General features: G+C 66.8%; 26 protein-coding genes. 11 read left to right on the plus strand and 15 right to left on the minus strand.

All coding sequences use genetic code 11. From position 1 onward, the window contains the following. Positions 1 to 3: 3 nt before the first annotated feature. Positions 4 to 282, minus strand: a complete 279-nt coding sequence (locus C1707_RS19565) for a hypothetical protein (protein WP_145998493.1) — start codon at positions 280 to 282, stop codon at positions 4 to 6. 110 nt (positions 283 to 392) lie between these two features. On the opposite strand from C1707_RS19565, the gene C1707_RS19570 reads away from it, so the two are divergent. Both C1707_RS19570 and C1707_RS26265 read left to right on the plus strand, forming a co-directional pair. Further along, a complete protein-coding gene (locus C1707_RS19570) occupies positions 393 to 719 on the plus strand; it encodes a helix-turn-helix transcriptional regulator (protein ID WP_101715619.1) in 327 nt (108 codons plus the stop codon). Between the two features lie 32 nt (positions 720 to 751). Further along, positions 752 to 1,657, plus strand: coding sequence for a hypothetical protein (locus C1707_RS26265; protein WP_145998494.1), 906 nt, complete (start codon positions 752 to 754; stop codon positions 1,655 to 1,657). A gap of 173 nt (positions 1,658 to 1,830) precedes the next feature. On the opposite strand, the gene C1707_RS19585 is transcribed toward C1707_RS26265, so the two are convergent. Beyond that, positions 1,831 to 2,475 carry a hypothetical protein gene (locus tag C1707_RS19585; protein ID WP_145998495.1) on the minus strand — a complete coding sequence of 215 codons (645 nt, stop codon included), beginning with the start codon at positions 2,473 to 2,475 and terminating at the stop codon, positions 1,831 to 1,833. Between the two features lie 286 nt (positions 2,476 to 2,761). Between C1707_RS19585 and C1707_RS19590 the strand changes: the two genes are divergently transcribed. The 4 genes from C1707_RS19590 (at position 2,762) to C1707_RS26840 (ending at position 7,324) form a co-directional block, all read left to right on the plus strand. Beyond that, positions 2,762 to 3,832: an acyltransferase family protein gene (locus tag C1707_RS19590; protein WP_205686792.1), complete on the plus strand. Its 1,071-nt coding sequence runs from the start codon at positions 2,762 to 2,764 to the stop codon at positions 3,830 to 3,832. Positions 3,833 to 3,977: 145 nt separating this feature from the next. Beyond that, positions 3,978 to 4,856 carry an endonuclease/exonuclease/phosphatase family protein gene (locus C1707_RS19595; protein WP_101715624.1) on the plus strand — a complete coding sequence of 293 codons (879 nt, stop codon included), beginning with the start codon at positions 3,978 to 3,980 and terminating at the stop codon, positions 4,854 to 4,856. A 366-nt stretch (positions 4,857 to 5,222) separates the two neighbouring features. Then, positions 5,223 to 6,434 carry a PAS domain-containing protein gene (locus C1707_RS26835; protein ID WP_240633751.1) on the plus strand — a complete coding sequence of 404 codons (1,212 nt, stop codon included), beginning with the start codon at positions 5,223 to 5,225 and terminating at the stop codon, positions 6,432 to 6,434. A gap of 26 nt (positions 6,435 to 6,460) precedes the next feature. Next, positions 6,461 to 7,324 carry an ATP-binding protein gene (locus C1707_RS26840; protein WP_240633752.1) on the plus strand — a complete coding sequence of 288 codons (864 nt, stop codon included), beginning with the start codon at positions 6,461 to 6,463 and terminating at the stop codon, positions 7,322 to 7,324. A 163-nt stretch (positions 7,325 to 7,487) separates the two neighbouring features. On the opposite strand, the gene C1707_RS19605 is transcribed toward C1707_RS26840, so the two are convergent. From C1707_RS19605 to C1707_RS19635, 7 genes are all read right to left on the minus strand, one after another. Continuing rightward, complete coding sequence (locus tag C1707_RS19605; protein WP_101715625.1) at positions 7,488 to 8,744, minus strand: tyrosine-type recombinase/integrase; 1,257 nt, start codon at positions 8,742 to 8,744, stop codon at positions 7,488 to 7,490. A 317-nt stretch (positions 8,745 to 9,061) separates the two neighbouring features. After that, positions 9,062 to 10,621 (minus strand): glutamine-hydrolyzing GMP synthase, encoded by a 1,560-nt coding sequence (guaA, locus tag C1707_RS19610; protein WP_101715626.1) that lies wholly within the window; start codon positions 10,619 to 10,621, stop codon positions 9,062 to 9,064. A gap of 33 nt (positions 10,622 to 10,654) precedes the next feature. Beyond that, the gene (locus C1707_RS19615; protein WP_101715627.1) at positions 10,655 to 11,932 is read right to left on the minus strand and encodes an RsmB/NOP family class I SAM-dependent RNA methyltransferase; all 1,278 of its coding nucleotides are present in this window, start codon (positions 11,930 to 11,932) and stop codon (positions 10,655 to 10,657) included. Positions 11,933 to 11,936: 4 nt separating this feature from the next. Next, complete coding sequence (locus tag C1707_RS19620) at positions 11,937 to 12,332, minus strand: MAPEG family protein (protein ID WP_101715628.1); 396 nt, start codon at positions 12,330 to 12,332, stop codon at positions 11,937 to 11,939. 3 nt (positions 12,333 to 12,335) lie between these two features. Beyond that, a complete protein-coding gene (gene guaB / locus C1707_RS19625; protein WP_101715629.1) occupies positions 12,336 to 13,799 on the minus strand; it encodes an IMP dehydrogenase in 1,464 nt (487 codons plus the stop codon). A 156-nt stretch (positions 13,800 to 13,955) separates the two neighbouring features. Next, positions 13,956 to 14,663 (minus strand): RlmE family RNA methyltransferase, encoded by a 708-nt coding sequence (locus tag C1707_RS19630; RefSeq protein ID WP_164467412.1) that lies wholly within the window; start codon positions 14,661 to 14,663, stop codon positions 13,956 to 13,958. Beyond that, positions 14,660 to 15,781 carry a Ppx/GppA phosphatase family protein gene (locus tag C1707_RS19635; RefSeq protein ID WP_101715630.1) on the minus strand — a complete coding sequence of 374 codons (1,122 nt, stop codon included), beginning with the start codon at positions 15,779 to 15,781 and terminating at the stop codon, positions 14,660 to 14,662. The genes C1707_RS19630 and C1707_RS19635 overlap by 4 nt, the downstream gene beginning before the upstream one ends. A 158-nt stretch (positions 15,782 to 15,939) precedes the next feature. Between C1707_RS19635 and hspQ the strand changes: the two genes are divergently transcribed. Then, positions 15,940 to 16,269 (plus strand): heat shock protein HspQ, encoded by a 330-nt coding sequence (gene hspQ / locus C1707_RS19640; RefSeq protein ID WP_101715631.1) that lies wholly within the window; start codon positions 15,940 to 15,942, stop codon positions 16,267 to 16,269. Positions 16,270 to 16,350: 81 nt separating this feature from the next. Continuing rightward, the gene (gene phhA / locus C1707_RS19645) at positions 16,351 to 17,232 is read left to right on the plus strand and encodes a phenylalanine 4-monooxygenase (protein WP_101715632.1); all 882 of its coding nucleotides are present in this window, start codon (positions 16,351 to 16,353) and stop codon (positions 17,230 to 17,232) included. Here phhA and C1707_RS19650 read toward each other — a convergent pair. After that, positions 17,190 to 18,407 (minus strand): acyltransferase family protein, encoded by a 1,218-nt coding sequence (locus tag C1707_RS19650; protein WP_101715633.1) that lies wholly within the window; start codon positions 18,405 to 18,407, stop codon positions 17,190 to 17,192. The genes phhA and C1707_RS19650 overlap by 43 nt on opposite strands. A gap of 134 nt (positions 18,408 to 18,541) precedes the next feature. On the opposite strand from C1707_RS19650, the gene C1707_RS19655 reads away from it, so the two are divergent. Further along, positions 18,542 to 19,363, plus strand: coding sequence for a LytTR family DNA-binding domain-containing protein (locus tag C1707_RS19655; RefSeq protein WP_101715634.1), 822 nt, complete (start codon positions 18,542 to 18,544; stop codon positions 19,361 to 19,363). An 8-nt stretch (positions 19,364 to 19,371) separates the two neighbouring features. Here C1707_RS19655 and C1707_RS19660 read toward each other — a convergent pair whose 3' ends face one another. Together C1707_RS19660 and C1707_RS19665 are read right to left on the minus strand one after the other, a co-directional pair. Next, on the minus strand, positions 19,372 to 20,103 hold the full coding sequence (locus tag C1707_RS19660) for a TlyA family RNA methyltransferase (protein ID WP_101715635.1): 732 nt from the start codon (positions 20,101 to 20,103) through the stop codon (positions 19,372 to 19,374). A 37-nt stretch (positions 20,104 to 20,140) separates the two neighbouring features. Continuing rightward, entirely contained in the window at positions 20,141 to 20,482 is a 342-nt protein-coding gene (locus tag C1707_RS19665; RefSeq protein ID WP_240633753.1) for a (2Fe-2S) ferredoxin domain-containing protein, read from the minus strand. A gap of 101 nt (positions 20,483 to 20,583) precedes the next feature. Between C1707_RS19665 and C1707_RS19670 the strand changes: the two genes are divergently transcribed. Next, positions 20,584 to 20,913, plus strand: coding sequence for a hypothetical protein (locus C1707_RS19670; RefSeq protein WP_101715636.1), 330 nt, complete (start codon positions 20,584 to 20,586; stop codon positions 20,911 to 20,913). Here C1707_RS19670 and C1707_RS19675 read toward each other — a convergent pair. From C1707_RS19675 to C1707_RS19685, 3 genes are read right to left on the minus strand one after another with little or no spacing between them, the layout of a single operon-like run. Beyond that, positions 20,910 to 21,356 (minus strand): NUDIX domain-containing protein, encoded by a 447-nt coding sequence (locus tag C1707_RS19675; protein ID WP_164467413.1) that lies wholly within the window; start codon positions 21,354 to 21,356, stop codon positions 20,910 to 20,912. The two genes, C1707_RS19670 and C1707_RS19675, sit on opposite strands and share 4 nt — an antisense overlap. A gap of 4 nt (positions 21,357 to 21,360) precedes the next feature. Beyond that, positions 21,361 to 22,392, minus strand: coding sequence for a phospholipase C/P1 nuclease family protein (locus C1707_RS19680; protein ID WP_101715638.1), 1,032 nt, complete (start codon positions 22,390 to 22,392; stop codon positions 21,361 to 21,363). 15 nt (positions 22,393 to 22,407) lie between these two features. After that, a complete protein-coding gene (locus C1707_RS19685) occupies positions 22,408 to 22,995 on the minus strand; it encodes a glutathione S-transferase family protein (protein ID WP_101715639.1) in 588 nt (195 codons plus the stop codon). A 189-nt stretch (positions 22,996 to 23,184) separates the two neighbouring features. Here C1707_RS19685 and C1707_RS19690 point away from each other — a divergent pair, with 189 nt between their 5' ends. After that, complete coding sequence (locus C1707_RS19690) at positions 23,185 to 23,679, plus strand: 3D domain-containing protein (RefSeq protein ID WP_101715640.1); 495 nt, start codon at positions 23,185 to 23,187, stop codon at positions 23,677 to 23,679. The last annotated feature ends 70 nt before the right edge of the window (positions 23,680 to 23,749 follow it).

The raw sequence follows: 23,749 nt of genomic DNA on the forward strand, positions 1-23,749 counted from the left end.
GGCCTAGCCCAGGTCGTCGTCCGCGTCCAAACGCCTGAACACCTCGACCCGCGCAACGGCGTTGCGGTGAATGATGCCCTCCAAGCCGCTGACGATCCGGTCCAGTTCGCTCGTGTCGTCACGGAACGCGACCGCCAGCGCATTGGATATCTGGTCGGCCAAGCGCGAAATCGTCGCCACCAGCCGCTTGGGATCGCGATTGGCCAGCGCCAACTCGGTGGCGACGAGGACAGTAAGCTGCGCCTCGAAGTCAAACGGCGGCTCTTCCATCGGCAAGGTCACGCCTCCGATCTGCCCTCCGGACCTACGCCAAGGCCCGCTCCATCAAAGGCCGATCTTTCGCTCGTCGCCGACAATCGCCAACGATCGCGCGTCGATCACAGGAGCAGAACATGTCGGATCCGGCGCCCGCCGCCCAGGCCAATGCCCAACCCAACAGCCCGATCCGCCCGATCCGGCGCGCAGAACTGCGCAAGCTCGTGCCACTAGCCGACAGCACCATCTACGATCTTGAACAGCGCGGCGACTTTCCCCGTCGCTTCGCCCTCACCCGCCGCTGCGTGGTCTGGGATCGAGGCGAGGTCGAGATCTGGCTGGCCAAACGCAAAGCCAACCCCATCGCTGAAGGCGAGCGGACGCCTGGTCCCGACGTGCGCCTGCGGCGGAGCCGACCGGTAGCAGGACCGTCAGCCCCAGCGAGACGCGGCAGAACAACCTAGGCGGTACAGGCGGAACCTCGTAAGCTTACTCCATGGCTCCGCTCAGACTGTTCTTTCCGCCGCCCCAGAACTGGCCCGACTTCGAAACCTTGACGGCATCGACGGCTGAACGCGTGTACAATCCGCATTCCGTCGACATCGTCGGGCGGTCTGGTCAGTACCAAGGCGGTCTCGATCTCTGGATCTCCGGCCTTGAGATCGGCATCCAATGCAAACGCCACCTCAAACTCGACCCCAATGGTCTGCCTCGACCTGGCGGCAGCCTCAATGCAAAAGAGCTGCGCACTGCCGTAGAGGAGACGGACAACGGCCCCTGGCCGCTCAAGAAATTCATCCTCGCCACAACCGCACCGGCAAGCGCGGACTTGGTCCTGGCCGCTCACGTCCTCAGCAAGGAGCGCGCCGAGCTTGATCGCTGCAGCGTAACGATCTGGTTCTGGGACCAGTTCGTAAACCACCTGAATAACTATGACCCATTAGCTCGACACTACTACGAGAACGTCCTGCAGATCCGATCTGATGACGATCAAGATCGTAAGATCATCGACGTCGTCACTCGTGCGTTCTTTCGCCCAGCGTTCGAAGATCCCATCGATAAGGAACACGGCGATAATTTCAAGCAAGCGCTTGAAGACACTGTGCACGCGCTCAACACAGGTGAGCGGATCGATCGCAACCAGCGCCATACCTTCGAAGCAGCCCATGGCGGGCGCAGCGCTGTCTTGAAGGACGATTGGCGACAAAAACTAGACGAACTCTACGACGAGGTGGCCTTGCTCCGTCAGACCTTCGCCCTGGCTATCAAGCAGAACAAGATCGTGATGCACTCCGGCTACCTGCAACCGCTTGATCCGATCACCGAGCAGTTCATAAACGAGCACCGACACGCGATCCAAGCGGGGGCGCGCCAACTGCGCCAAGATGCCGGGCTGCCCTGAGGGAGAGTACGTCCTCCGTTCGCTGGCCCAAACACGCCGTTGATATCGGCGCCCAATAACATCAGAGCGCCCTCCACCTCCATCACGCCAAAGAGCCGTGGCTGAATTTCCCAGTCGCGTTGGTAGCTGGACGACCAGTTCATCGACCCTGGCCTCGCCGCACAGCTGGCCGTTTATGACGGTGGAGACTCGTCCGTCATCAGCCGTTTGCGACGGACAAAAGCCGCGCCGTTCGAGACCGGCAGGCTCATTCCGTGATTGAACATCGGTTGCACCGTACCAATGAATTCAGCGCCACCCAAAGCTCCACGCGCGACTTCGCCTGAACGCCATGTGCGCCAGCCAGCTCCCCCGGAAGACAAACCCAGGTCTTTGCGCACCAATCGCTTCAAGCTGGCCCGCGCTTTCAACACCGCCGCCGTCTTTTGCCTGACGTGAGAAGACCATTCGCCGGCCGCATCGGCCTGCCGTAGCTCTAGGAAAAAGACGCTGACCGCCTGCTCAACTTTAGCGCTCAGAAGGCCGGTCCGCCGGACGACGGCCTTGCGCATCACAGCAGTGGCGATTTCGAACTCTTCGCGCTTGCGCCGCTCCACCTCGGGGGTGATTACGAATTCCCTCCGCGTGTCCTCGCTGACGAGGTCGGCCCACTGGGCCATGACATCCAGCGCATCGAAGATGTCGGCGTAGACTTCGGATTTGGCGGCCCAGATCTTCTCTCTCAAGCCGCGCTTGTTCGTCTGGACAGCCGTGAAAATCGCCGCCGTCACGACCGCGATGGCGCTGACGATCGCCGCTATGACCGGCACCCACCCCATGACCGCCTCCCCATCCGCCACACCCAAAATGTGGTGCCGATCGAGCGTCGCCGCAATCTCGATCTCCTAAGAGCGATAGACGGCGCCGGCAGGATTTTGGGCGCCTGCCCAAGGGCCAGACCTTGACGATGCGTATGCGCTTGAGAGCGGTCAGCACATCGACGACGCGCTCGTACAAGTTCAGGGGGCCGTCCTGTCCAACATCGTTCACCTCGCCCAAGCGCGTGCGTCCTCCGGCGCCGCAACGCCCAAGCAGCAGGCCACTGCACCCGCGCCGCTACACGCCTTGACCAGCATCCGCTTCGTGCTGGCGCTCGGGGTGGTGCTGTTCCACTACCAGGTGAACATGATCACGCCCGAGGCCGTGCCAATCGCGCTGATCGAGCGCGCCCGCCTGGGGGTCGACATCTTCTTCATCCTGTCGGGCTTCGTACTGGCCCACGTTTACGGCCCGCAAATCCAGGAAGGCCGCTACAGCCATCGCCGCTTCATCGTCGCCCGGTTCGCCAGGATCTACCCAACCCACCTTGCGATGCTGGTCCTGATGGGGCTGGTCGCCATCATAGCCGTGATGCTGCGCCAGCCCTTCGCGGCCGCCGGCCATAGCCTGACCGACTGGTTCGCCGATCTCTTCCTCGTTCAGGCCTGGCTACCGATATCGCCCACCGAGTGGAACGGCCCAGCCTGGTCGCTGTCAGCCGAATGGGCCGCCTACCTGACGTTCCCCCTCTTTGCCTATGTCGGCCTACGACGCGGACGAAACCCATGGCTCACCGTGCTGCTGGCCGCGCTGGTCTTCGCGGTAATGGACCTGATCTACCGGCGGATTTCGGGCGAGGTGGTCACCCATGCGGACAGCACGTTCGGGGTTCTGCGCATACCCGGCCAATTCCTCTACGGTATCGGCCTGCAGCAATTGTCGCTTCGCTTGCACCCACGTCCGGCGATGGCCGTCGCCGCGGCGATCATCTCGGCGTCAGCGCTCCTGGCCTCGATGCACTGGCAGCTCGACGAGCGGATCACGGTCGCGCTGGCCGGGCCGTTCGTCCTGAGCCTGGCGATGGTCAGCCGATCCGGCGCCGATGGCGTGCTCGCCCACCCCGCCGCCCTTCTCGCCGGCGAAGCCAGCTATGCGCTCTACTTGGCGCACATGCCCGTCCTCGTGATCTGGAAAAACGCCATCGCGGTGCTGACCGGAAGCGACAGCAGCTACCGACTATCCGTGGTCGAGGTCGCCGTGCTCCTGCCCATCACCCTAGCGGCGGCGGTTGCGCTCTACACGCTCTGGGAAAATCCGGCACGCGCCTGGATCCGCGGCCGCCTTTCTTCACCGTCGAACTCGCTTGGAACCTCATAAAACCCGACGGCCCCGCAGAAAGCCGCCCTGGCGACGGAGTTGGCGATCTCCGAGACTGGTTGCGAACGAGCCCCCTCCGGAAAACGATCGTTGTTAATTTATAACACATGCGATCTAAGGCGACGTTCGCCACGGAGTCGTTTCGATGTTCAAGCCGCTCGCCGTCCTGGCCATCAGCCTATCCTTGGCGGCCTGCGCCACGACACCGCCGGCGCCGCGAGCCCCCCTTCGCATCGCCACCTGGAACATGGAGCACCTTTCGGAGGACGGCGCCCAAGGCTGCAAGGCCCGCACCGACGCAGACTATGCCCTCATGCGGCGCTACGCTGATCGGCTAAACGCCGACGTCATCGCCTTCGAAGAAGTGGAGTCGATCAAGGCCGCCTCGCGGGTGTTTGATCCAGCCAAGTACCAGCTGATCATCGAGGAACGATCGGCCGGTGACCACTTCCCCTGCGGCGGCCAGGAGGGTCGCAAGCTCACCCGTCAAGCCGTCGGCTTCGCCATTCGCAAAGGCGTCCAGTTCGACCGCGCTCCAGACTTGGCGGACCTAGCGGTCGGCAATCCCAACCTTCGCTCCGGCGTAGACATCATCGTGCACGCTCGTGGCCACGCGCCGGTTCGCCTTTTGGCGGTGCACTTGAAGTCAGGCTGCTTCAACGGCCTGAAGGGTGACGCCTGTCAAACCCTGCAACAGCAGATTCCCGTCCTCGAAAAGTGGATCGACGCCCGCGCCGCCGAGCCCATCCGCTTCATCGTACTTGGCGACTTCAATCGCCGGCTTGCCCGCCAGGACGACGTGCTGTGGGCCGATCTCGACGATGGACAACCCGCGAATGCTGACCTCTCGCTCGCGGAAGGAACGACAACACCCAAGTGCGATCCGCGCTTCAAGGAGTTCATCGATCACATCGTGCTCGACGCTCGAAGCGCTCGCGATCTTGCGGGGTTCGAAGAGCAAACCTATGCGCTGGCTGACGGACACCCGTCCGACCACTGCCCGGTCGTCGCCTCGCTCAAATAGATCCCTCAGGCTTTCCGCCGTAGCCATGTCCTAACCGACGGCCTTAGCGGCTTACCAGCTGGCGGCCTCGACATAGATCTCCTGTCGTAGGAAGGAGAGCTAAATGTCCTTGTCGGCTTCGGCGAACCGAATGGCTCAGCTTCGCGTTAGGCACCCGTGGGAAGTTTGTGATGGGGATCCTTGCTCTGCAGGCCAACGCGCCATGATCCGGTTTGCCTCTGGCAACCTAAGGACCGTGGCTATCGGCGCTGGACGAGGCTAGCTTGACCATACAGCGGAGCGAGATGGTGCGCGCTCCGGTACGGCGTTCGATCAGCGTCCGATCTCCCGAAAGCCTTCGCGATCGGAGCGCCCCAGGTACGAGTGATGACGCCCAACCCTGCTCCCTTCCTCGCCGGCGGCGGCCGCGCCACCGACCTGATCCTGGCGCGCGACTGGAGCAACCATCCGCTCGGTGTGCCCGCAGACTGGCCCCAAGGGCTCAAGACAGCGCTCAGCCTGGTGGTCAATTCGCCGGAGTCGATGATCCTGTGCTGGGGTCCGGATCTGCACTTCTTCTTCAACGAGACCTACACCCCGCTCTTGGGACCGCGAGTCGACTGGGCCATGGGCGCGCGGTTCGACGAGGTCTGGGCCGACGCGCTCGACCAGGCGATGCCGATCGTCGAAGACGCCATGGCCGGCCGCAGCAATCGCTTCAACGACCTGCCGTGGAAGCTCGCCACCGACCGCGGCCAGGCCGATACCTGGTGGACCTTCTCCTATTCGCGGATCCTGGACGAAAATGGCGGTCCGGCCGGTCTCTTTATCTTCACCAACGAGACCACCCAGAAGGTCCTGGCCGACGCCAACCTGCGCGCAAGCCAGGAAGAGATCGTCCGCATCGCCGCCCAGCAGCGCCGCTCGCTACAGCAGATGCCCGGCTTCGCCGCGATCCTCGAAGGACCTGAGCACCGCTTCCAGTGGGTCAACGACGCCTACGAAGACATATCCGGCAAGCGTGACTTCATCGGCCACTCGGTGCGGGAAGTGTTCCCGGATCTGGTCGGACAGGGCTTCTACGAGCTACTCGACGAGGTCTATGTGTCCGGGACCGCCTTCTCGGCGCGCGAGATGCCGATCCGACTAGATCGCGAGTCGGGCGCCGAAGACCGGTTCATTGACCTGGTCTACGAGCCCCTGCGCGACGACGACGGCCAGGTCACCGGCATCTTCGTCGGCGGCTACGATGTCACCGACCGCATGAACGCCCAACGAGACTTGGCGCAGGCCAACGCCCAGCTCGAACAGCGGGTCGACGCGGCGGTCCGCGAACTCATGGCCGCCGAAGAGGCCTTGCGCCAGGCGCAGAAGATGGAGGCGGTCGGCCAGCTCACCGGCGGGCTCGCCCACGACTTCAACAACCTGCTGGCCGGCGTTTCCGGATCGCTGGAGCTGATGCAGAGCCGCATCGTCCAGGGCCGGATCCCGGAAATCGATCGCTACATGATCGCGGCTCAGGGCGCGACCCGCCGCGCGGCGGCCCTGACCCATCGCCTCCTGGCCTTCTCGCGCCACAGACGCTCGATCCCAAGCTGACCGACGTCAACCAGCTGATCGCCGGCATGGAAGACCTGATCCGTCGCACGGTCGGCCCGGCCATTCATATCGAGACGGTCGGAACCGCAGGGCTCTGGACGACCCTGGTCGATCCGCCGCAGCTCGAGAACGCCCTCCTCAACCTCTGCATCAACGCTCGCGACGCCATGCCCGATGGCGGCCGGATCACCATCGAGACTGCCAACCGCTGGATCGACGACGCGGCCGCCAAGACGCACGATATGCCGCCTGGCCAATATGTATCGATGTCGGTGACCGACACCGGCACGGGCATGACCCCGGACGTGATCGCCAAGGCCTTCGATCCGTTCTTCACCACCAAGCCGCTCGGCCAGGGTACAGGCCTAGGTCTGTCGATGATCTATGGCTTCGCCAAGCAGTCCGATGGCCAGGTGCGGATCTATTCCGAGGTCGGCATCGGCACGACCATGTCCATCTATCTGCCCCGCCACATGGGCGAGGCCGAGGCGCCGATCACAAGACCGGTCGAGCGCGCGGGGGATGGCGAGTGCGTGCTCGTCGTCGACGACGAGCCGACCGTGCGCATGCTGGTCACCGACGTCCTGGCCGAACTGGGCTACACCTCGATCGAGGCCGCCGACGCCAAGGCGGGCCTGCTGGTTCTGCAATCGGACGCGCGCATCGACCTCCTGGTGACCGACATTGGCCTGCCGGGCGGCATGAACGGTCGCCAGCTCGCCGACGCCGCCCGCGCCCGGCGTCCCGACCTGAAGGTCCTCTTCATAACCGGCTATGCCGAGAACGCCCTGGTCGGCAACGGCCGCCTCGTTCCAGGCATGACGGTGCTGACCAAGCCCTTTGCGGTCGACGTCTTGGGCGCTCGGATTCAAGAGATGATCTCGCGATAGACACCGTCTGTGGTGACCAGAACGGGGGTAGTCGGAAAATAGCGACCGCTGCGAAAGCGGACATCCGACCTCCCCAATAGCCTGGCGCGGGCTGACCAATCCGCATGGCGCTGGCCATCCAATTGGCTGGCGCCCTGCAAACTGCCTGAAGGGCGGCGCCCGCCTACACCGCCGGATCCAACGTGATGCCGTGTTCAACCGTTGGCTTGAGCGTCGGCAGGTGCTTTTGCCCGGAAACCCAGGCGTCAATCATGTCGGCCCACTCCTGGAGCATATGGCGGCGCTGCGTCGCGTACTCGGCGACATTGTAGACCCGACGTGAGGTCCGCCGATCGACGTGAGCCAGGCAGCGCTCGATCCAGTCCTCATCGAAACCGATTTCGTTCAGGAGGGTCGATCCGGTCCGCCGGAGGTCGTGGACCGTGAACGGAGGCAGAGCCAGGTCGTTGGCCTTGGCCCGCTCGGCGATAGACATTGTCACCCGGTTAAAGGTCGCGCGCGACATCGGCTCGTTGGCGTCGTAGCGCGACGGCAAGACATAGCGTGACCCACCCGAGCAGGTCTTCAGCGCGATCAGGATGTCGAGGGCCTGGGTCGACAGGTAGACGTTGTGGGCTCTCCCGCACTTCATCCGTTCCTTGGGAATCTGCCAAACCGCGTTGACGAAGTCGATCTCGCTCCACACCGCGTCTTGGAGTTCGCTCTTACGGACCATGGTCAGAAGGATGAACTTCAGGCCCAGCCGGATCGTCGGCAGGGTCGGGACCTGCTCCAGGAGCGTGTAAAACAGTCGGATCTCTCGCGGCGACAACGCTCGCTCACGCGGCGTGAACGTCCAGATCGACGACGGGTTAACCTCCTTGGCGGGGTTCTCTACCTTCTCGCCGTGGAGCCTGGCGAAGGCGTAGATCAAGTTGATCTGATCGCGGATATGCACGGCCGTCGCGGGCGCGCCTCGATCCTTCACCTTCTGGCAAAGCGCCCGGACGTCCTGCGGTTCGACCTCGGTCAGAAGCCGGTTCTCGAACGCCTTGACGATGTCGCGCTCGAAAACGCTACGCCGCATGGCGCGCGTGCTTTCGGCCATCCTCCCCTCCTCGAGCCATTTGCGACCAAACTCGCCGAACGTCTTGGCGGCTTTGATCTTCGCTTTGGCGCGCTGCTTCTCCATGGCGGGAGACACCCCTTCCCGCACCTGTCGGCGGGCCTCCATGACGAGCTCGCGCGCCTTGAGCAGGCTGATGCCGCCAGACCCGTAGCGACCCAGGGTCAGGGTCTCACGCCGATTGTTCAGGCGGTAGTCGAGGCGGAACGTGATGCCCCCTGCTGGTGAGACCACGACGTACATACCGTCACGGTCGGTCGCCTTATAGGGTTTTCTCTTTGGTTTCAGGCTCTTGAGAGCAGCGTCGGTTAGCATTGGGGACGGTCTCCGCACCCCTGAAAGCGCGCAAAAGCCGCCGCTATACCGTCACCCGATTTCGGGAGGCACGGTGGCGAAATTCTTTTGCGATTTCAGGAACTTGTTGCTGGAAAAAGTACCGTCAGGCCCGACGTGAGCTGACGGTACCAGCCGACCCGGCGCAGGAGCAAGGTGCGCTCCGGCCCGTCAATTAGACGACATTTGAAATTCTGCTCACCGATAGTTGCCGATACTTGGCGGCGAGAATCACAAATTATTTCAACACCTTAGACGACATTCGCGATAGGTCGCGAACGTCGCCGGAGGGGCCTGAATCATTCCCACTCGATGGTGCCGGGCGGCTTGCTGGTCACGTCGTAGACGACGCGATTGACGCCGCGGACCTCGTTGATGATCCGGGTGGCGGTCTTGCCAAGGATTTCCCAGGGGAATTCGAAGAAGTCGGCGGTCATGCCGTCGGTCGAGGTGACCGCGCGCAGGGCCAGGACGTTCTCGTAGGTGCGGGCGTCGCCCATGACGCCCACGGTCTTGACCGGCAGCAGCACGGCGAAGGCCTGCCAGATCTTGTCGTAGAGGCCCGCGTTGCGGATCTCCTCGAGGTAGATGGCGTCGGCGTCCTGCAGGACCTTGACCTTCTCGGGCGTGATCTCGCCCGGGATGCGAATGGCCAGGCCAGGACCCGGGAACGGGTGGCGGCCGACGAAGGCGGGGGCCAGGCCCAGCTCGACGCCCAGGGCGCGGACCTCATCCTTGAAGAGCTCGCGCAGCGGCTCGACCAGCTTGAGCTTCATGTAGTCCGGCAGGCCGCCCACGTTGTGGTGGCTCTTGATCACGGCCGACGGGCCGCCGCGGGCCGAGACGCTCTCGACGACGTCGGGATAGAGCGTGCCCTGGGCCAGGAACTGGGCGCCGTCGATCTTGGCGGCTTCCTTGTCGAAGACGTCGATGAACAGGCGGCCGATCGTCTTGCGCTTGGTCTCGGGGTCGGAGACGCCGGCCAGTTCGCCCAGGAACAGGTCGCCGGCGTCCACGTGGACCAGCGGGATGTTGTAGTGGTCGCGGAACAGGGTGACGACCTGGTCGGCCTCGTTCTTGCGGAGCAGGCCGGTGTCGACGAACACGCAGGTCAGCTGGTCGCCGATGGCCTCGTGGATCAGCACGGCGGCCACCGAGCTGTCGACCCCGCCCGACAGGCCGCAGATCACCTTGCCGTCGCCGACCTGATCGCGGATCTTCTGAACCATCTCCTGGCGGAAGGCGGCCATGGTCCAGTCGCCCTTCAGGCCGGCCAGGGCCAGGAAGTTCTTGTAGATCTGGGTCCCGTTGACGGTGTGGTACACCTCGGGGTGGAACTGGACGGCGTAGATCTTCTTGTCGTCATTGGCGATGGCCGCGAACGGCGCGCCGGTCGAGGTGCCGATGACCTCGAACCCCTCGGGAATGGCGGTGACGCGGTCGCCGTGGCTCATCCAGACGGTTTCCAGCTCGCCGACGCCGGCGAGGCCCTGGAACAGCGGGCTCTGCTTGCCGATGGTCAGTTCGGCGCGGCCGAACTCGCCGGCGTGGCCGCCCTCGACCTTGCCGCCCAGCACGTCGCACAGCAGCTGCTGGCCGTAGCAGATGGCCAGCATCGGCAGGCCCAGGTCGAACAGCTTGCGGCCGATGCGGGGGCTTTCGGCCTCAAGCACGCTGGCCGGGCCGCCCGACAGGATGATCGCCGAGGGCTTGTAGTCGTCGACCAGCGCTTCGGCCTTGTCGAACGGATGGATTTCGCAATAGACGCCGGCCTCGCGCACCCGGCGGGCGATCAGCTGGGTCACCTGGCTGCCGAAGTCGACGATCAGGACGCGCTGGTGGTGGGTTTCGGTGGTCATCGGGCGGGTCTCCAGCGTGTGTCGGTCAGGCGATTACGGCGCGTAGGTCGAGCGCTCGAGCACGGCGGCGAAGAAGCCGTCCGTACCGGCGCGGTGCGGGGTCAGGCGCAGATAGCCTTCCGGGGTCACGTGGGTGACGCCGTCCAGGGCGATCGGCCTGACGGTGAATTCGGGGTGGCGCTCGAGGAAGGCCGCGACGCGGTCCTCGTTCTCCTCGGTCAGCAGCGAGCAGGTCACGTAGACCATGCGGCCGCCGGGCTTCACGAAGGTCGAGGCGTCTTCCATGACGCTGTCCTGCTCGATCTGGCGCTTGGCCAGCTGGTCGGGCGACAGGCGCCATTTCGCGTCGGGATGGCGGCGCCAGGTGCCGGCGCCGGTGCAGGGCGCGTCGACGAAAACCACGTCGATCTTGGCTTCCAAGCCCTTCAACGGCTGGGCCTCGATCGGCGAGCGGATCTGCAGGTTGCGCACCCCTGCCCTCTGGCCGCGACGGATGGTGTCGGCCAAGCGCCGGGCGTCGGCGTCGTGCGCGAAGATCTGGCCGCTGTTGCCCATGGCGGCCGCAAGAGCGAGCGTCTTGCCGCCCCCGCCGGCGCAGAAGTCGAGCACCTGCTTGCCCTTGACCTCGCCGGCCACGGCCGCGGCGATCTGCGAGCCCAGGTCCTGGACCTCGAACCAGCCCTTGGAGAAGGCCGGCACGGCCTCGACGGACGGGGTGCGGTCGGCGGCGGCCGGCGCGGGAATGCGGAAGGCGTTGGGCAGGATCCCCGCCGGCACGGCGTTGATCGGCGCCAGGGCCTTGGCGCCGCGCTCGGCGTCGGCCTTCAGGGTGTTGATGCGCAGGTCGACCGGCGCGCGCTCGGCCAGCGCCGCCATCTCGACGGCCTGGTCGGCGCCCAGGGCGCGGGCCAGGTGGGGTTCGAGCCAGTCGGGATAGTCGCCCGCCACCGGGGCAGGCGCGCCGTCCAGCGAGACGGGATCCTTCAGACGAGCCAGTTCGGCCTCGCTCAGCGGGCCAAAGCCGTGCTCTTCCGAAGCCGCCTCGGCGATACGCTCGGCCGGCCACTTCCAGGTGAAGGCCAGGACGCCCAGCACCACGCCTCGGGCCGAAGCGTCGCCCATCATCCAGCCCAGCGAGCGCTTGCGTCGCAAAGCGTCGAGCACCAGGCCCGAGACGAACGCCCGGTCCTTGGAGCCGGCGTAGCGCGCGGCCTCGCCCCAGCGCTTGAGCGCCATCTTCACAGGGAAATGCCGCGTCTCGATCTCGGTCAGAACCTCGATCGCCGCGGAAACCCGTCCTCCGTCACGCATTGAGCTAGATCACCAACGCCAGAAGGACCAGGCCAAGGCCCGCCATGGAGGCGACCCAGACCAGGCTGCGGACGACCGGCACGCCGAACGCATAGAGAAGGACATAGACCGCCCGGGCGCCCACATAGAGCGCGGTTCCAGCCGCGGTCAGCGCGCCGAGCCGGCCGCCCAGATAGGCGACCAGCACGGCGGCGACGAAGAACGCGAAGGTCTCGCGGAAGTTGGCGAAGGCCCTTTCGAGCCGTCCGGCCATGCCGGTCAGCACGACCGGCGTCTCCCGCGAGCCGACATTCCACTTCAAGCCGCGCTGGGGCTGGGCCGCCGCGCTGGCCCACAGCAGGTGGACCAGCCCGATGACGACCGCCGCCGCCAGCATCTTCAGCTCGAAGGCCATCTGCATGGCTTAGACCGCGCTCGGATAGTTCGGAGCCTCGCGCGTGATCATCACGTCGTGGACGTGGCTTTCACGCAGGCCCGCGCCCGTGATCCGCACGAAGCGCGCGCGCTCCTGCAGTTCGGGGATCGTCGGCGCGCCGACATAGCCCATGGCCGCCCGCAGGCCGCCGACCAGCTGGTGCAGCACCGGGGCGATCGGACCCTTGAACGGGGTCTGGCCCTCGATGCCTTCCGGCACCAGCTTGAAGCTGTCGGTGACTTCCTTCTGGAAGTAGCGGTCGGCCGAGCCGCGGGCCATGGCGCCCACCGAACCCATGCCGCGATAGCTCTTGTACGAGCGCCCCTGGTACAGGAACACCTCGCCCGGCGCCTCTTCGGTGCCGGCGAACATCGAGCCCATCATCGCGGTCGAAGCGCCCGCGGCGATGGCCTTGGCCAGGTCGCCCGAGAACTTGATGCCGCCGTCGGCGATCACCGGCACGCCGCTCTCGCGACCGGCGCGGACGGCTTCCATGATCGCGGTCAGCTGCGGCACGCCCACGCCCGCGACGATGCGGGTGGTGCAGATCGAGCCCGGGCCGATGCCCACCTTCACCGCGTCGGCGCCGGCGTCGATCAGAGCGCGGGCGGCGTCGTAGGTGGCGATGTTGCCGGCCACGATCTGGACGCGGTTGGCTTCGCGCTTGAGGCGCGAGACCGCGGCGGCGACCTGGCTGGAGTGGCCGTGGGCAGTGTCGATGACGACGACGTCGACGCCGGCGTCGACCAGGCCCATGGAGCGCTCGAAGCCGGCGTCGCCGACGGTCGAGGCCGCGCCGACCAGCAGGCGGCCCTTGTCGTCCTTGGCGGCCAAGGGGTGAGCCTGGGCCTTCTCGATGTCCTTCACCGTGATCAGGCCGACCGCGCGGTAGGCCTCGTCCACGACGATCAGGCGTTCGATCTTGTGCTTGCGCAGAAGCTCGCGGGCCTCGCGATGATCCACGCCCTCGCCGACCGTGATCAGGTTCTCGCGGGTCATCAGCGCCGAGGCCGGGACGTTGGCGTCGCCCTCGAAGCGCATGTCGCGGTTGGTCAGGATGCCGACCAGCTTGCCCGTGTCGCGCTCGACCACCGGAAAGCCCGAGATCTTGCGACGGGCCGTGATCTCGCGGACCTCGGCCAGGGTGGTGTCGGGGTGGATGGTCAGCGGATTGATGACCATGCCGCTCTCGTACCGCTTCACCTCGCGGACGTGGTCGGCCTGCTCCTCGTTGGAGAGGTTGCGGTGCAGGATGCCCAGGCCGCCGGCCTGCGCCATGGCGATGGCGAGACGGCTTTCGGTGACCGTGTCCATGGCGGCGGACACGAGCGGGATGTTCAGACTGATTTCACGCGTGAACTTGGTCTCGGTCGTCACTTGCGTCGGCATGACGTCGGACGGACCAGGTTCGAGCAAAACGTCGTCGAAGGTGAGCCCTTCGCGAATCTCCATCGGATTCTCCATTTTGCGGCGCTCGTATAGTCGCGAGGCGGGCGTTTGTCGACCCATCCCGGAGCCTGAATGGAGATGATTTGCCAGGACCTCCCGTGCGGGAAGCTCCCGCCCTGCTCGTCGCGGACACCGGGCGGCCGGCGCCTGCCCCAGCCTTCAGCGCCCCTTGAACCCCGTGGCCACGAGGAAGACCTCGGAACTGTCCTGACGGCTGGCCTTGGGCTTGAAGTGCTGGACCTTCTCGAAGTGCTTCTTCAGGCGGGCGATGACCTCGGCGGTCTCGCCGCCCTGGAAGGCCTTTGCCACGAAGGCGCCGCCGGGACGCAGGGTCTCGATGGCGAACTCGGCGCCGATCTCGATCAGGCCCACGATGCGCAGGTGGTCGGTCTCGCGATGGCCGACGGTGTTGGGCGCCATGTCCGACATCACGAGGTCGGGCGCCCCGCCCAGCAGCTCGATCAGCCTGGGCGGACAGGCCGGGTCGGTGAAGTCCATCTCGATGATGTGGGCCGGCTCGACCGGATCGACGTGCAGCAGGTCGACGCCCACCAGCTGGGTCACGCCGCGCTCGACGGCGATCTGCAGCCAGCCGCCGGGCGCGCAACCAAGGTCGATGACCCGCGCGCCCTTCTTGAAGAAGCGGAACTTCTCGTCGATCTCGCTGATCTTGAAGGCCGCGCGGCTGCGATAGCCCAGCGCCCGGGCCTTGGCCGAGAACGGGTCGTTGATCTGGCGCTCCAGCCAGGCCTGCTGCGACGGCGTGCGGCCATCGGCGGTCTTCAGGCGCGCGGGCTTGGCGCGACCGTCCGCGTTGCCGCCCGTGGGCGGCTTGACCATCCGGCGGCGGGGGATTTCGTCGTTCATGCGTTCACCGTTTGGGACGAACCGGCCCCGCCGCGCCGCCGACGGCGGGGGCGCTTCTGCCGATCCGACATCAGAGACATCAGGAGCCCCTCTCTAAGCCCTCGATCGGCGACTCGCACGCGCGAACATGGCCAAAGCTCTTGAACGGCTTGAAGAATGGCCGCGCCCGCCAGCACCAGATCGGCGCGATCGGCGCCGATGCACGGCTCCAGCGCGCGCTCCTTGGCGGTCAGTGTCAGCAGGCGGCCGGCGGCGGCCTCGCAGTCGGCGCGCTCCATCCAGAGGCCGTCGACCACGTTGCGGTCGTAGCGCGGCAGGCCCAGGTGCAGGCCGGCCAGGCTGGTGATCGCGCCCGAGGTGCCGACCATGTGAGCCCGGCCGGCGTCGAAGGTCTTGCGCATCGGCGCGGCGTGCGGGAACGCCGAGATCTTCGACTTCACCTCCTCGACCATGGCGCGGAACCAGCCGTCGTCGGCCCGCTCGCCCTCGGGAAAGCGCTCGGCCAGGGTGACCACCCCGATGGGAATGGACAACCAGGCTCGGATCGGCAGCTTCCAGGCCTCGAACTGGCGTGGCTTGGCGTCCAGGCCGCCGCCCTTGAGATCGACCCAGGACAGCTCGGTCGAGCCGCCGCCGACGTCGACGACCAGGGCCGCGTCGGCCTCGCGATCGAACAGGCTCATGCAGCCGGCGACGGAAAGCTGGGCCTCCTCGCGCGGGGTGATGATCTGCAGGCGAAGCCCCGTCTCCTCGGCGACGCGACGGACGAATTCCGTGCCGTTGCTGGCGCCGCGGCAGGCTTGCGTCGCCACGGCCTTCACGCGGACGGCCTTGCGGCGGCGGATCTTCTCGGCGCAGACCTTGAGCGCGGCCATCGACCGCTCCATCGCCGCGTCGGACAGCTGACCGGTCTGGGACAGCCCCTCGCCCAGCCGGACGATGCGGGAATAGGCCTCGATGACGCGAAAGCCGCGCGGCGAAGGCGTCGCCACCAGGAGGCGGCAGTTGTTGGTTCCGAGATCGAGCGCCGCGTAGCACGGCTGCTCGCCCGGAGACCGGCGCGAGCCCTGACCGCCCTGGCCACGAGGTCCGCCGGGCGCTCTCGGCGCCTCCGACATGGTCTTTTCACCTGTCTCGCAGGCGATTCGTGACGAACCGCCTCACTTCACCGACGACCATAGCAACCGTGTCGATGCACCGGAAGGCGGCGCGTCCTCACAATGAACGCCGTCTACGTTCAGGATTCAGTCAGGAGACTCGTCGTAATATCTTCATCATGAACGAGAGACTCGCCAAATTCGCGATCGGCCAGGTCGTCAGACACCGCGTCTTCCCCTTCCGGGGCGTGGTGTTCGACGTCGACCCGGTGTTCGCCAATACGGAAGAGTGGTGGGAGTCCATTCCCGAGGACATCCGGCCGTCCAAGGACCAGCCGTTTTATCACCTCCTGGCCGAGAACGACGACAACACCTACGTCGCCTACGTCTCCGAGCAGAACCTGCTGGCAGACGACACCGGCGAGCCGGTACATCATCCGCAAGCCGCGCTGATCTTCGAATCCTTCGACCACGGCGCCTACAAGCTTCGTCCCCGGATCTCGCACTGACGGCAAGGTCTGACCGGCGACCTGGTGATTGCGCGCAAAAATCGAACGGAACTTGCCGCGAGGCGGGCGTAACGTCGTTTCATGAGCGCAGACGGTTTCAGCGGCGGGCCGCCCCCAGGGGTTCGTCCCGATTGGACGATCGACCAGGGCTGGGACAGCTATAGCCAGGCCGAACACGACGTCTGGATCACCCTCTACGAGCGTCAGGCCAAGGTTCTGCAGAACCGCGCCTGCGACGAGTTCCTGCGCGGCCTCGACGCGCTGGACCTGCACCGCACGGGCATCCCCGACTTCAACCGGATCAACGACGAGCTCCAGCGCCTGACCGGCTGGAGCGTCGTGGCCGTGCCGGGCCTGGTGCCCGACGACGTGTTCTTCGACCACCTGGCCAACCGCCGCTTCCCGGCCGGCCAGTTCATCCGCAAGCCGAACGAACTGGACTATCTCCAGGAGCCGGACGTCTTCCACGACGTGTTCGGCCACGTGCCGATGCTGACCGACCCGGTGTTCGCCGACTACATGCAGGCCTACGGCAAGGGCGGGCAGCGGGCGCTGGGCCTTGGCCGCCTGGCCAACCTCGCCCGCCTGTACTGGTACACCGTCGAATTCGGACTGATGGCGACGCCGGCGGGCCTGCGCATCTACGGCGCGGGGATCGTCTCGTCCCGGACGGAGTCGATCTTCGCCCTCGAAGACCCCTCCCCCAACCGGATCGGATTCGATCTGGAGCGGGTGATGCGCACGCCCTATCGCATCGACGACTTCCAGCAGGTCTATTTCGTCATCCCGTCAATCCAGACCCTGCAGGAGGTCACCCTGCGCGACTTCTCGGCGCTGTACGAGCGTCTGGCCGGCGCCGGCGACATCGGCATCGCCGAGATCGTGAGCGCCGACCAGGTGCTGACCCGCGGAACCCAGGCCTATGCGAACGCCGGCGGACGGCTGGCTTCGGCGGCGGGCTGAGCCCGCAGGCCGAACAGGATCCGCACGCCCGGAATGCGCCGGACGATCTCGTAGGTTCCGAAGCACGCGGCGAAGGTTCCCGCGATCAGGATCAGCGCCTCCAGCCCCTGAGGCAGCCCCAGCCTGGCCAGATGGTGCGCCAGAACCACCGTTGCCGTCTGATGGACGATGTAGAACGGGAAGACGCCCACGGTCAGGTAACGCAGCACCGGGCCGCCCCTGTTCAGATGCCTGGCCCCGAACCCGAGGATCGCGGCGATCGCGCACCACTGGTCGACCGCGTAGACCCCGTGCATCAGCCGTCGCAAAGCCAGGGGCGGCATGACGTCTCGATACTGCCAGGCATAGGTCGCGAAGGCGGCGTAGGCGGCGAGGGCCAGGACGAGAGCCGGCCAGCGCGCGGCGATCAGCCGCTCGCGCAGCACGGCCGACTTGGCCAGGCCAAAGCCAAGCAGGAAGGCCGCGAACGAGATGGCATGGTTGTACCAGTCGTCGACCAGGGCGTGGGTGATGTCGAAGATCGGCATCAGCGTGGTGCGCGCCACGGCCAGATAGACGACCGGCAGGACCAGCAACCAGGGTCCCGCCAGCACCCGCTCCAAGCCCGCCTGAAGCCTGCCGCCGAGCCGGCGCGCGACGGCCAGCAGCGCGGCCAGGACCAGCGTGTAGACGAGCAGATAGGCGACGAACCACATGTGGTTCCAGGTCGGGGTGATCAGGCAGTCGCCGTCCTCGCCGCACCAGCCGCCCGAGGCCGTCATGTACTTGCCCCAGAAAGTCGGCCACGGATCGACGCCGAACGGCGCCTGCGGGTGCGCGGCCACGTACTCGGCGACCTGATAGTAGGACTGCGGCGGCACGATCACGGCCATGGCCAGCAGCAGCGGCGGCAGAAGCCGCGCGATGCGGGCGCCCGCCAGCTTTCCCGCGCTGACCTTGTCGGCCATGAACCGCGTCGCCGCCCCCGAGACCAGGAACAGCAGGGTCAGCCGCCAGGGATTGGTCAGCATCATCACCGGCTCGAGGGCCGGGATCGGATGGGGCGACTTCACGTGCCACTCCCAGGGCACGTAGAACATGCCCACGTGATACAGAATCAGCAGGAATAAGGCGCCCCCCCTGATCCAGTCGAGGTCGTGGCGGCGGGCGAGGTCCTGTGAAGGCGAAGGGGACATTGGGGTTGGTTCCGAACGATGGCGTCGCCGGAGACAAATCCGCTTCGACCCTCGCGCGCCAAGCGCCGGGGGACGAGCGGCGCGACCGCCGTGACGCCGCGGCCAGCGCGGGGACGAACGGCGTCCGCTGGGGGATGAGCGGCGTGGAGCGTCGCCTGCTGATGCGCGGCTGGCTGTGCGGCCTGGCCGTCGTCGCGGCCATCACGGTCATCAACATCCTGACCCTGATCCACGACGCGCCGCGGCTTGGCCCCTGGCGACCGGCGATCTGGGAGGTCTCCAGCGGCCTGGTGACGGTGTTCATCATGCTGCTGCCCGCCGCCGTCGCCCTCTGGACGCACCGGACGAGGCCGTCGCTGCCGCGCGCCCTGCCCGTCCACGCCCTGGCCCTGCTGGTCTATTCGACCCTGCACGTGACCGGCTTCGTCGTGCTGCGGAAGATCGCCCATCGCCTGATCCTCGACGAAGGCTACGACTTCGGACCGATCGGACCGGAGTTCCTGTACGAGCTGCGCAAGGACGTCATCGCCTACGTCCTGGCCTTCGTGGTCTTCTGGCTGCTGGCGCGGATGGCGCGCGACGTCGCGGCCGAAACGCCGGCCCCGGCGACGGCTCTCGCCCCCGCCCCGGCCGCCTCGATGTTCGACATTCGCGACGGCGCGCGGCTGGTGCGCACGCCCGTCGCCGAGATCCTGGCGGTGCGCTCGGCCGGCAATTACGCCGAGTTCCTGCTGGCCGACGGCAGGCGGCCGCTGACGCGTTCGTCGCTGACGGCGCTGGAGGGAGAGCTCGGCGCCCACGGCTTCCTGCGCACCCATCGCTCGTGGCTGGTCAACGCCGCGCGGGTGACCGGACTGCGCCCGGAAGGTTCAGGAGACTACGCGGTAGAGTTGGGGGCGGCGGAGGCCCCCTTGTCGCGGCGCTATCCGGGAGCGCTGGCGGCGCTGCGCCGCTAGCGGTCTTTCTACCCCTTTACCGCCCAGAGCAGTTTCTCGACCTGGCCCTCGCCGCCGGTGATGGGACTGTCGGCGCTGTCGCGAACCGTCCAGCCGGACGCCTCCAGGAACGTCGAGACCGCACCGACGCAGGCAGCGATGATCTCGGGATCCTTCACCAGGCCGCCCTTGCCGACATTCTCGCGACCGGCCTCGAACTGCGGCTTGACCAGCGCGACGAGGTCCGCGCCCGGCCCCGCCAGGGCCAGCGCGGCCGGCAGGGCCTTTTCCAGCGAGATGAAGCTGACGTCGGTGACGATCAGATCGACGCCGCCGGGCGCGTGCTCGGCGGTCAGCGCGCGGGCGTCCAGCGGCGACAGGTCCGCCACGCGGGCGTCGGCCTTGAGACTCGGATGCAGCTGGTCGCGCCCGACGTCGACGGCCAGCACGCGAGTCGCGCCCTTCGCCAACAGGACTTCGGTGAAGCCGCCCGTGGAGGCGCCCACGTCTACGGCGATGCGCCCCTCGACGAGCACGGGCCATAGCTCCAGCGCCCGCACCAGCTTGAGCGCGCCCCGGCCTACCCAGGGGTGCGCGGCCTCGGCGACGATATCGCCGGCTTCGTCGATGGCTTCGGAGGCCTTGGCCACGACCTTGCCGTCGACCGTGACGCGGCCGGCCTCGATGGCGGCGCGCGCCTTGGCGCGGCTGTCGAACAGGCCCTTCTCGACCAGCAGGATGTCGGCGCGCTTTCGGCTCATCGGAGCCTGATAGCAGACTCGCGGGCCGGCTTCGCCATCAGGCCGCTTCGGCGTCGTTGGCGGCGAGGCCCAGACGAGCGACGGCCGCCTCCATCGACGCCCCGCGCGGCACGACCACCCACTCGCGAGGCCGGGATGCATTGACCGCCACCACGGCGTCCTTGGGGCAGACGTCGAAGCAGTCGACCTCGATGACGGCCAGCGGCGCCTTGCGGTCCTTACCCTTGCCGCCGCCGGAGGCCTTGCGCAGAGCCTTGGCGAAGCTCGTACCGCCGTCCTTGCCGAAGCCGCCGTCGAGCTTGCGCGAGCACTTGCGACAGACGAGGACCACCTCGTTCCAGTCGGCGCGCACGCGCTTGATCGGCCTTTCCTTGCTCACCCGAGCCTCATTGCGTTTCAGGCGCCCAACCCGTGGCTTGGACATGGGAAGTCCCGGCGCATAGTGCTAGAGAGCCGCGCTTTCATGCTTGGGAGGCCGTCATGGTCCGCAATCTCAAGGGCAAGATCGTTTCGCCCTCCGCCGACCCGACCGCGGCCGACGATCTGGCCTGGTTCGCCGCCAAAGCCGACCGCGCCTTCCGCCTGCGCGATCCGGCGCCGCTGGAGTTCGGCCCGCTGGGCGATCCGGGCGACGGCTTCAGTTGGCGCGTGCTGGTGGCCAAGCTGCCGAACGGCGGCCGTCTGCGCCTGCCGATATCGCTGGCCTGGGACCTGCACAACGATCACGCCAAGGACCAGCACCTGTCGATGCTGTTCGACCAGGTCGCCCCGGGCGAAGCCAAGGCGGCGCTGAAGGCCAAGTCGAACTAGCCCTTGCGCATCCACGCGGCGACCGCCCAGGAGTGGGCGTCGTGGCGCAGCGCGACGACGGCGTCGCGGGGGTCGAGCCAGACCAGCCTGTGGTCGTCCTCGACCTTCAGCTCCGGACGCTCGCCGGCCAGCTTGACGGCGTAGATCCCGCCATAGTTCCGCACCGGCTGACCGTCGGACTTCAGGAACGGCTGGGAGACGTCGACCACGTGGGCGCCGACCTCGACGACGAGGCCTGTCTCCTCGCCGAACTCGCGGACCAGGGCCTGGTTTTCGGTCTCCTCGCCGTCGACGGCGCCGCCCGGCAGGTCGAAGTAAGGCGCCTTGCCGGGCTTGGTCACTTCCACCAGCGCAATCAGCCCCCGCGCGTCCTCGGCGATGCCGAAGGCGGCGTGACGGTCCTGGTACTCGCGGGACGCGTCGGGGGCGTAGAACGCGATCAAGCGATCAGTCCTTGCCGAACAGGTCGTTCCACGGATCGGCCTTGCCGCTTTCGACGTCGGCGACGCTGATCTCGGGACGATAGCCGATCTTGCCATCGGCGCTGGCCTTCCAGGCCATGGCGACCATGTCGCGCAGCTCGGCCGCGCCCGCGGCCAGCCGCTCGTCGACGAAGGCCTTGGCGCGCGGATCCGTGGCGACCATGCCGCCCGACTTTTCCAGCTTGTACAGCGGCTCGGTCAGCTTCCAGGTGGTGGTCAGGTAGCCGACCATGCGGGTCTCGTAGCTGCAGGCGCAGTCGCGCAGGGCCGGCATCAGCGCCTTGACCTCGTCGTCCTTGGCCACGGCCTTGACCAGCGGACCCTCGAACGCGCCGTGGGTGCCCCGGCTCTGGGTGTAGCCGTTGGGGTTCGGATAGTCGCCCCAGCCGTTGTAGTGCACGCTCATGTGCAGCGGCTGGCTGCCGTCGCCGATGTAGTGGGCCCAGACGCCAAGGTCGCGCAGCAGCAGCTCCTCGCGGCGCTTGAGGTCGGCGGCGTACCAGGCCTTCTTCTGGGCGTCGGTGGTCTGCTTCTCGGCCGCCACCAGCACGCGCCAGTAGGTGAAGTCCTTCACCAGCTGCTGATAGCCGTCGATCATGGCGTAGGGCAGGTAGCCGGCCTTCCACTCGTCCTGGCCGACGGCGCGCAGGGCCGTGGCGTAGTCGGCGCGGGTGGCCGGCAGGGTCTCGACGGTGAACTTCGGGCCGCCGAACATCCGCCCCTCGTCGTCGAGGTCGAGGAAGTGGGCCGCGTCGCGGTCGTGGTCGTGAACCTTGCCCGAGCCCTTCCAGCGATCCGGCTCGCGGGCGTACTCGCCGATGGCGGCCACGCCGTAGGGGCTGCGCACGAAGGCCGGCACGTCTTCGGGCAGGGTCGAGGCGCCGAGCACGCCGATCATCCGGTGGCCGGACGCGCCCCAGGCCAGGGCCGACTGGGCCGGCGCGGCCAGGGCGGCGGCGAGGACTAGAACTTTCAGGCTGGACGACGGCGACTTCATGCGCGCTCCGAAGACTTAATCGATGCCGAGGGCCGTCTCGACGCGTCCGACCCAGGCCTTCACGGCCGGATAGCGCGCCAGATCGAAACCGCCCTCGTGGGCGACACGGGTGTAGGCCACCAGCGCGATGTCCGCCAGGGTCAGGCGATCGCCGACCAGGAAGCCGCTGTCCAGAAGCCCGTTTTCGAGGCGGGCCAAGGCGGCGTGGCCGCGCTCGACCAGCTTGCCGTCCAGGCTTTCCACCGGCTTGCCCATGTAGGCGACCTGGAACCTGGCCACCGCGACGTAGGGTTCGTGGCTGTACTGCTCCCAGAACAGCCACTCGTAGACCTTGGCCTTGAGGTAGGGGTCGGTCGGGATCAGCACCGAGCCCTCGGCCAGATGCAGCATGATGGCGTTGGACTGGGCCAGCGCGCGGCCGTCCTCCAGGATCACCGCCGGCACCTGGCCAGCCGGGTTCAAGGCGAGGAATTCGGCGGTGCGGGACTCGCCCTTGAGAATGTCGACCTCGATCCACTCGAACGGCAGACTCAGGCGCTGGGCGGTCCATTTCACCTTCAGGCAATTGCCCGACTTGCCGTCGCCGAAGATCCGCAGCGTCATTCCGTCGCCCTTCCCCACTTTTTAAATGGCGCGCTAAACGATTGAATTTTCACCCGAGTTCCGAGCTTCACCAGAGGTTTTCGTCCGATTCCGCCCTAATCGGGCGACTTTAAGCGGGTTGTCACGGAGCCGTGATCGGCTTAAGGAGACCGCCGAACCGACAGATACGCCGATAAGAGGACCCCCTCGATGCGACGCACGCTCGCCGGAATTTTGGCCTTCATGGCCATGTTCGCCGCTCTTCCCGCCGCCGCGGGCCCCGACTCCGAACGCGCCTCCGATCCCCTGGGCGAACTGATCGCTGGGGCTCTGACCGGCTCGATCCCCGGCTCCATCGAATACAAGATGAAGGCCACCCTGTACCACGCCGGCGCCAAGGGCATCCGCGCCCTCGACAGCCTGGGCTGCAAGGTCGTGGCGATGCGCACCCTGGCCGTGGACACCAAGGTGATCCCCCGCCGCACCATCGTCTTCATCAAGGAGACCGTCGGCCTGCCGATGCCCAACGGCGAGACCCACGACGGCTACTGGTACGCCTCCGACATCGGCGGCGCGATCAAGGGCAACAAGATCGACATGTTCAGCGGCCAGGGCGCCGGCTCGATGAAGCCGCTGGCGGGCCTGAACCTCACGCACCTCTCGGTGACAAAGGTCGGCGAGTTCAAGGGCTGCCCGCCGGAATAAGCGGCGAGCTCTTCCCCTAGACAATTCGAACATTGGACACGGCCGCGCGAGCGGCCGTTTCGCCGCATGC

Origin of the sequence: Caulobacter flavus, from assembly GCF_003722335.1 — a bacterium.
Taxonomy (GTDB): Bacteria; Pseudomonadota; Alphaproteobacteria; order Caulobacterales; family Caulobacteraceae; genus Caulobacter; species Caulobacter flavus.

Coding starts and splice junctions, on each gene's coding strand:
- C1707_RS19650 (WP_101715633.1), bottom strand. CDS start 18,407: ATGTCCCCTTCGCCTTCACAGGACCTCGCCCGCCGCCACGACCTCGAC.
- C1707_RS19655 (WP_101715634.1), top strand. CDS start 18,542: ATGAGCGGCGTGGAGCGTCGCCTGCTGATGCGCGGCTGGCTGTGCGGC.
- C1707_RS19605 (WP_101715625.1), bottom strand. CDS start 8,744: ATGCTAACCGACGCTGCTCTCAAGAGCCTGAAACCAAAGAGAAAACCC.
- C1707_RS19585 (WP_145998495.1), bottom strand. CDS start 2,475: ATGGGGTGGGTGCCGGTCATAGCGGCGATCGTCAGCGCCATCGCGGTC.
- C1707_RS19670 (WP_101715636.1), top strand. CDS start 20,584: ATGGTCCGCAATCTCAAGGGCAAGATCGTTTCGCCCTCCGCCGACCCG.
- guaA (WP_101715626.1), bottom strand. CDS start 10,621: ATGACCACCGAAACCCACCACCAGCGCGTCCTGATCGTCGACTTCGGC.
- C1707_RS19620 (WP_101715628.1), bottom strand. CDS start 12,332: ATGCAGATGGCCTTCGAGCTGAAGATGCTGGCGGCGGCGGTCGTCATC.
- C1707_RS19630 (WP_164467412.1), bottom strand. CDS start 14,663: ATGAACGACGAAATCCCCCGCCGCCGGATGGTCAAGCCGCCCACGGGC.
- C1707_RS19595 (WP_101715624.1), top strand. CDS start 3,978: ATGTTCAAGCCGCTCGCCGTCCTGGCCATCAGCCTATCCTTGGCGGCC.
- C1707_RS26840 (WP_240633752.1), top strand. CDS start 6,461: ATGGAAGACCTGATCCGTCGCACGGTCGGCCCGGCCATTCATATCGAG.
- hspQ (WP_101715631.1), top strand. CDS start 15,940: ATGAACGAGAGACTCGCCAAATTCGCGATCGGCCAGGTCGTCAGACAC.
- guaB (WP_101715629.1), bottom strand. CDS start 13,799: ATGGAGATTCGCGAAGGGCTCACCTTCGACGACGTTTTGCTCGAACCT.
- C1707_RS19685 (WP_101715639.1), bottom strand. CDS start 22,995: ATGACGCTGCGGATCTTCGGCGACGGCAAGTCGGGCAATTGCCTGAAG.
- C1707_RS19615 (WP_101715627.1), bottom strand. CDS start 11,932: ATGCGTGACGGAGGACGGGTTTCCGCGGCGATCGAGGTTCTGACCGAG.
- C1707_RS19690 (WP_101715640.1), top strand. CDS start 23,185: ATGCGACGCACGCTCGCCGGAATTTTGGCCTTCATGGCCATGTTCGCC.
- C1707_RS19660 (WP_101715635.1), bottom strand. CDS start 20,103: ATGAGCCGAAAGCGCGCCGACATCCTGCTGGTCGAGAAGGGCCTGTTC.
- C1707_RS19680 (WP_101715638.1), bottom strand. CDS start 22,392: ATGAAGTCGCCGTCGTCCAGCCTGAAAGTTCTAGTCCTCGCCGCCGCC.
- phhA (WP_101715632.1), top strand. CDS start 16,351: ATGAGCGCAGACGGTTTCAGCGGCGGGCCGCCCCCAGGGGTTCGTCCC.
- C1707_RS19635 (WP_101715630.1), bottom strand. CDS start 15,781: ATGTCGGAGGCGCCGAGAGCGCCCGGCGGACCTCGTGGCCAGGGCGGT.
- C1707_RS19570 (WP_101715619.1), top strand. CDS start 393: ATGTCGGATCCGGCGCCCGCCGCCCAGGCCAATGCCCAACCCAACAGC.
- C1707_RS26835 (WP_240633751.1), top strand. CDS start 5,223: ATGACGCCCAACCCTGCTCCCTTCCTCGCCGGCGGCGGCCGCGCCACC.
- C1707_RS26265 (WP_145998494.1), top strand. CDS start 752: ATGGCTCCGCTCAGACTGTTCTTTCCGCCGCCCCAGAACTGGCCCGAC.